The organism is Pseudomonas sp. TH37 (assembly GCF_016650735.1).
Taxonomy (GTDB): Bacteria; Pseudomonadota; Gammaproteobacteria; order Pseudomonadales; family Pseudomonadaceae; genus Aquipseudomonas; species Aquipseudomonas farris.
In genome coordinates this window covers 1-273 of sequence record NZ_JAEKFD010000030.1, presented here as the reverse complement: position 1 = coordinate 273, position 273 = coordinate 1, and the positions used below count along the sequence as shown (strand labels likewise).

Sequence of the window (273 nt, the reverse complement as noted above, 5' to 3'; positions counted from 1 at the left end):
AGAAGCAGCCCGAAATTGGGTCTGTAGCTCAGTTGGTTAGAGCGCACCCCTGATAAGGGTGAGGTCGGCAGTTCGAATCTGCCCAGACCCACCAATTTTGTGTGGGAAACGCCTGTAGAAATACGGGGCCATAGCTCAGCTGGGAGAGCGCCTGCCTTGCACGCAGGAGGTCAACGGTTCGATCCCGTTTGGCTCCACCACTACTGCTTCTGTTTGTTGAAAGCTTAGAAATGAGCATTCCACCAAGACGGTGATGAATGTTGATTTCTAGTC

The 273-nt window shown here is 52.4% G+C and carries 2 tRNA genes; both read left to right on the top strand.

Annotated features, from left to right (window positions below):
• Nucleotides 1–17 precede the first annotated feature (17 nt).
• Nucleotides 18–94 (top strand) — tRNA-Ile (locus JFU11_RS27950).
• Nucleotides 95–124: 30 nt separating this feature from the next.
• Nucleotides 125–200, top strand: a tRNA-Ala gene (locus JFU11_RS27945).
• Nucleotides 201–273 lie beyond the last annotated feature (73 nt).